This window comes from Actinophytocola sp. (assembly GCF_035762905.1).
Taxonomy (GTDB): domain Bacteria; phylum Actinomycetota; class Actinomycetes; order Mycobacteriales; family Pseudonocardiaceae; genus DASYTH01.
The window spans coordinates 1-4,331 of sequence record NZ_DASUCC010000098.1 but is presented as its reverse complement, the minus strand read 5'-3'; the positions used below and the strand labels follow the sequence as shown (position 1 = coordinate 4,331).

The window sequence follows — 4,331 nt, the reverse complement described above, 5'->3', positions numbered from 1 at the left end:
GCCCGGGCCCGAGCCACCAACTCGGCCACCACCTGCCGATCCACCGCCGGCGTGCCCGCCGCTGCTGACCTGGCACTACTCTCACTACTCATCAATGCAACCTCCACTTTGGACAGTTACACCGTTGAGATTACAGTCCCGCACGCTCCCAGGTTGCGTGATCAACTTCGTTGACCCTGGTGGCCGGTGCTGATCGGGTGTTTGTGATCATGGTGTCAAGTCCCGGGTTTGATGGAGAGTCTGTTATCTGGTTTTTCAGTGTTGCGGTGACCGGGTGGGTCATGGCGTGTAGCTGTTCGTGCTCGGCGGGTGGGATGTGTCCGAGTTCGCCGTGCAGGCGCCGGTTGTTGTACCAGTCGATGTACTCGACGGTGGCGATCTCGAGGTCATCCAGCCCACGCCAGGGGCCTTTGTTGCGGACCAGTTCGGCCTTGTACAGCGAGTTGAACGCCTCGGTCATGGCGTTGTCGTAGGAGTAGCCTGTGGACCCGACCGAGGCGACCGCGCCGGTGTCGGCGAGGCGTTGGGTGTAGCGAATCGCACGGTATGGAACTCCGCGATCGGAGTGGTGGACCAGGCCGGCGAGGTCGTGCCCGTGGGCGTGGCGGCGCCAGATCGCCATCTGCAGCGCGTCAAGCGCGAGGTCTGTGTACAGCGATGTGCTCACTTGCCAGCCGACGATCATCCGGGAGAACACGTCCAGGACGAACGCGGCGTAGACCCACCCCGCGGTGGTGCGCACGTAGGTCAGGTCCGCGACCCACAACTCGTTGGGCCGGGTGGCGGTGAAGTCGCGTTCGATCAGGTCTGCCGGCCTGCCGGTTTCGGCGGCCGGCTTGGTGGTGCGCGGGGACTTGTCCCGTAACAGGCCATGTAACCCGGTCTCGCGCATGAGCCGCTCGACCGTGCAGTGGGCCACGTCGATACCGTGGCGGTGCAGCTCGGCCCAGACCTTGCGCGCCCCGTAGACGCTGTAGTTGTCCTCGTGCACCTGCTCGATCTTCTCGACCATCCCGGAGATCGCCCGAGCGCGGCTGCCGCTACACCTCCACCCAGCACGGGCGGACAGCCGAGGCGCCCGGGGTGCGACCCTGGGGGGTCGGTCGCTTGGTGATCAATCGTTAGGTCAACCCATCCACCTGCGTCGAACAAGATCCTCAGCCCTGGACAGCCCGCCCTTATGAAGATCAACAATTCTGAACGGCGCTCGGTGGCCGTGCACGCGGACAGCCCGTTGTGGCGCCGGTGAGCCGGCGCCAACGGGTGTGCTCAGTCGTTGCTCCGTAGTTCGGTGTTGAGGCGTTGGGCTTCGTGGAGCTGGTCTTCGAGGGTGACGATGCGGCACGCGGCGTCAAGACCGGTTCCCTGATCAACCAGTTCCCGCACCCGTCCGGCCACCCGCAGTTGCGCACGGGAGTAGCGCCGGTGCCCTCCGGTGGAGCGCTGCGGCTCGATCAGCTTCGCCTCGTCCAGGCTGCGCAGAAACCCCGGTGTGGTCCCGAGCATTTCTGCGGCTCGACCCATCGTGTAGGCCGGATAGTTCTCGTCGTCGAACTTGTCGGCCCCACTCGTCGCCGACGGGTCACGTTGGGCAGGGATCATTCCACCTCCGCATCACCAGGGGCCCGGTGCCGCACGGCACCGGGCCCCTAAGGTTTTGGGTACATCACTGTCAACCGATCGTGAGATCGGCGTCGTGCATCCGCGTCCGCCCGAAAGGCAGAACATGCGGGGATCGCTGACGCGTAACCGAGGACCACCTTCCAATCCGATGGAACTGCGGTACCCACCCGGGACAAGACACCCGTAGCGGGCGATCCAATGACGTAGCCCTTCCCTTCTCTCCGATACCTTCCACTTACCTTGCATTGCGACCGTCACCTACCGGAACCCGTCCTACCGATCAGCCCCGGCGGACTCGACCGTCTTCCTCACAACTAATTCGAACTCGCGGATACGACATCTCCACCCGCGTCTAGCACTTCCCTCGGGGCCGACCATTGTCAACGCCGTACTTCACGGCCCCGTCACTCACGGTCCCCGAGTCAGACCCACCCGGACGACCGTCCTGTCTGGCATCGCAGGTAGTTACGTCATCTCCTGCGCCTGATAGACGTTGTCTCTCTTCGAACAAGCAGAAACCTACACACAGTCGGCCCAGTATGTCTACCCCAGCCATGATAGATTTTCTCCCTGCGCGGGACCCGACGAGCAGCAGACCCACTACACCGCCACCTCTCACCACGCGGATCCATGCACGTGGATCCCACGGTGGAGGTAGCGGCGACATGAACTCCCCGACGCAGACGCACGTGACCGCCGGCTGCTCAGCCCATGGCGCGGGTGCCACGCGGCGCGTTGGCAGCACGATGAACCCGCCGATGTACAACGCCGCCGCCCAGACCCGACGATCGCCAGCGCACCCGCCACCGCGCCGGCATCCTCAAACTGCCGCAGGATGTTGATCACCACATCCCCGGGGCAGCTGCCGTGCGTTCTGGATCAACGGCTGGGTGGCCGACTGGCCCGCGAGCCCGACCGCGGCGACCAGCACGACGATCGCCGGAAAGATCGAAAGAACGCTGTGTAGTGAGTGCCGCCGCCCAGTCGAACGGGCCGTCGTCCGGGAACTCCCGGACGGTCCGTAAAGCGGTGCGCACGCGCGCTTCGGCAGGTCGGTAAGGGCCTTCGATCCCGTGTCGGTGCGCCGCTCCGTCACTGTCGTCCTCCTCCGGACCCCTACGACTGGGGATACCCGGGTCCGGCCGTTCGACGCCGTTGCGTCGACAACCAAGACGGTGTCGCACCGTGGAGTGAACGAAGGTCGGCGCCCGAGGCGCGCAGCCACCTGAGGACAGCGTCGTAGACGATGTCGTGGTGCAGGAGATCGAAATGGTGCAGCCCACCCAGCCATTCGAGGTCCGCGGTCTGTGTACGATCCGCCGCGCTCGCGGGGGTCACCATCAGATCACCGACGAGCCGGCCCCACAGGCTTCCTTCCGACCGGGACAAGGTTGCGGCGACGAACAGCTGCCGAATACCCGCCGGGACAACCGTGTCGACCATCCGCCGTACTCCCCCGCCGCCGTCCTCGGCCCACTGGCCCTCATGTAGGTAGCCGTGGGCGAGATCCTTGATCCCGTCACTGCGCAAGGCCATCAGCCGAACAACCGGAGCCAACACGGCGAACCTGCCGAGAAATCCGGCCGCTCGGACCGCCGCACGCTCCAACGGCGCTCCGGTGTGCGGGCTACCCAGGCACACCAACCGGGTCACCATCGGCAACCACGACGCGCCCCGTTCATCGGCCTGGTGCACCGCGCTCCGCGCCACCAGCCCACCCATCGAATGTCCGACCAGGACGACCTCGGTGACCGGCACCGGCCACGCCGCCACCAGCTCGGAAAGCAGCCCGACGAGCTCGCGCCCACTGTCGGAGATATGGCGGCCCGTGTTGTACCGGACATACACCGGGCTGCAGGACAGATCCTCAGCCAGCCGGCTACCGAAACCTGTACTCGTGCGCGCCCTGCCGGGATCCGGCCGGTGAAACCACGACCGTTCGGTCTCGACCAACCCATGCAGGAACACCACCACTCGCCCCGAGGCCGACGGAAAGGCCGCCGCGAGCGAACCATGATCGAGATCAACCCGCCGGTGATTCACCCGCACCGTCATCGCCGCCGGCACAACCCCGCCGCGTGGACGCGCGTGGACACCCACCGCCCCGTTTGTCACGCCAACGGCCCGCTGCACCACGGCCGACTCTCCCAGCGACCTCAGTGGCGCGGATATGCCTGCCAGCCGAGGGACCAGTTCCACGACCGGGCCACCTGCGGCCAGACCCGTACGCACAAGGCCGTAGACCCGCGACGCGATCAGGTGGCGGCCCACACCCGGCGACACCGCGCGCTGTACTCCCTCGACCATGTCCACCACGCCTCTCAGGGCGCCGAGGAACTCGGAGCCGGAATCCACCTCGCCCTCCACCTTCGATGACTTCTCAGCCACCACAACGTCCTCTCTCAGCGCGGGATTCACGCCGCAGACGCGGCGGTGCCAGACCGGATACCCCGTCGCTGGGTCAGCAACCGGAGAAGGTCCTCTGTGTGGCACACGTCATCGCGCGCATCAGCCCAGCCTGCGACAACGGCCTCCTGCTGAAGGAACACCCCTTCGCCTTCCGCCTAGGGGCTGTCAATTTAACGGTGTAACTGGATCTTGTTGTTAGTTTCGTCCGGTGGACAGGCGTCCGTCGAAGGCGAGGTCGAAGGCGTTGAGGGCGGCTTTCCAGCGCATGGTCCAGCGCCCACGGCCCTTTCCGGTGGGGT

3 protein-coding genes are annotated in these 4,331 nt (G+C 65.9%); all 3 read right to left on the bottom strand.

Annotation, left to right across the window (positions count from 1 at the left end):
* Positions 1 to 130: 130 nt before the first annotated feature.
* The 3 genes from VFV67_RS21905 to VFV67_RS21895 all read right to left on the bottom strand — a co-directional run bounded on the left by VFV67_RS21905 (position 131) and on the right by VFV67_RS21895 (position 4,011).
* Complete coding sequence (locus VFV67_RS21905) at positions 131 to 1,012, bottom strand: IS3 family transposase (protein ID WP_326472472.1); 882 nt, start codon at positions 1,010 to 1,012, stop codon at positions 131 to 133.
* Positions 1,013 to 1,269: 257 nt separating this feature from the next.
* Positions 1,270 to 1,602: a MerR family transcriptional regulator gene (locus VFV67_RS21900; RefSeq protein ID WP_326472471.1), complete on the bottom strand. Its 333-nt coding sequence runs from the start codon at positions 1,600 to 1,602 to the stop codon at positions 1,270 to 1,272.
* Positions 1,603 to 2,739: 1,137 nt separating this feature from the next.
* A complete protein-coding gene (locus tag VFV67_RS21895; RefSeq protein WP_326472470.1) occupies positions 2,740 to 4,011 on the bottom strand; it encodes an alpha/beta hydrolase in 1,272 nt (423 codons plus the stop codon).
* Positions 4,012 to 4,331 lie beyond the last annotated feature (320 nt).

Excerpts from the sequence above, each read along its gene's own strand:
- VFV67_RS21905 (WP_326472472.1), bottom strand. The coding sequence starts at position 1,012 with ATGGTCGAGAAGATCGAGCAGGTGCACGAGGACAACTACAGCGTCTAC.
- VFV67_RS21900 (WP_326472471.1), bottom strand. The coding sequence starts at position 1,602 with ATGATCCCTGCCCAACGTGACCCGTCGGCGACGAGTGGGGCCGACAAG.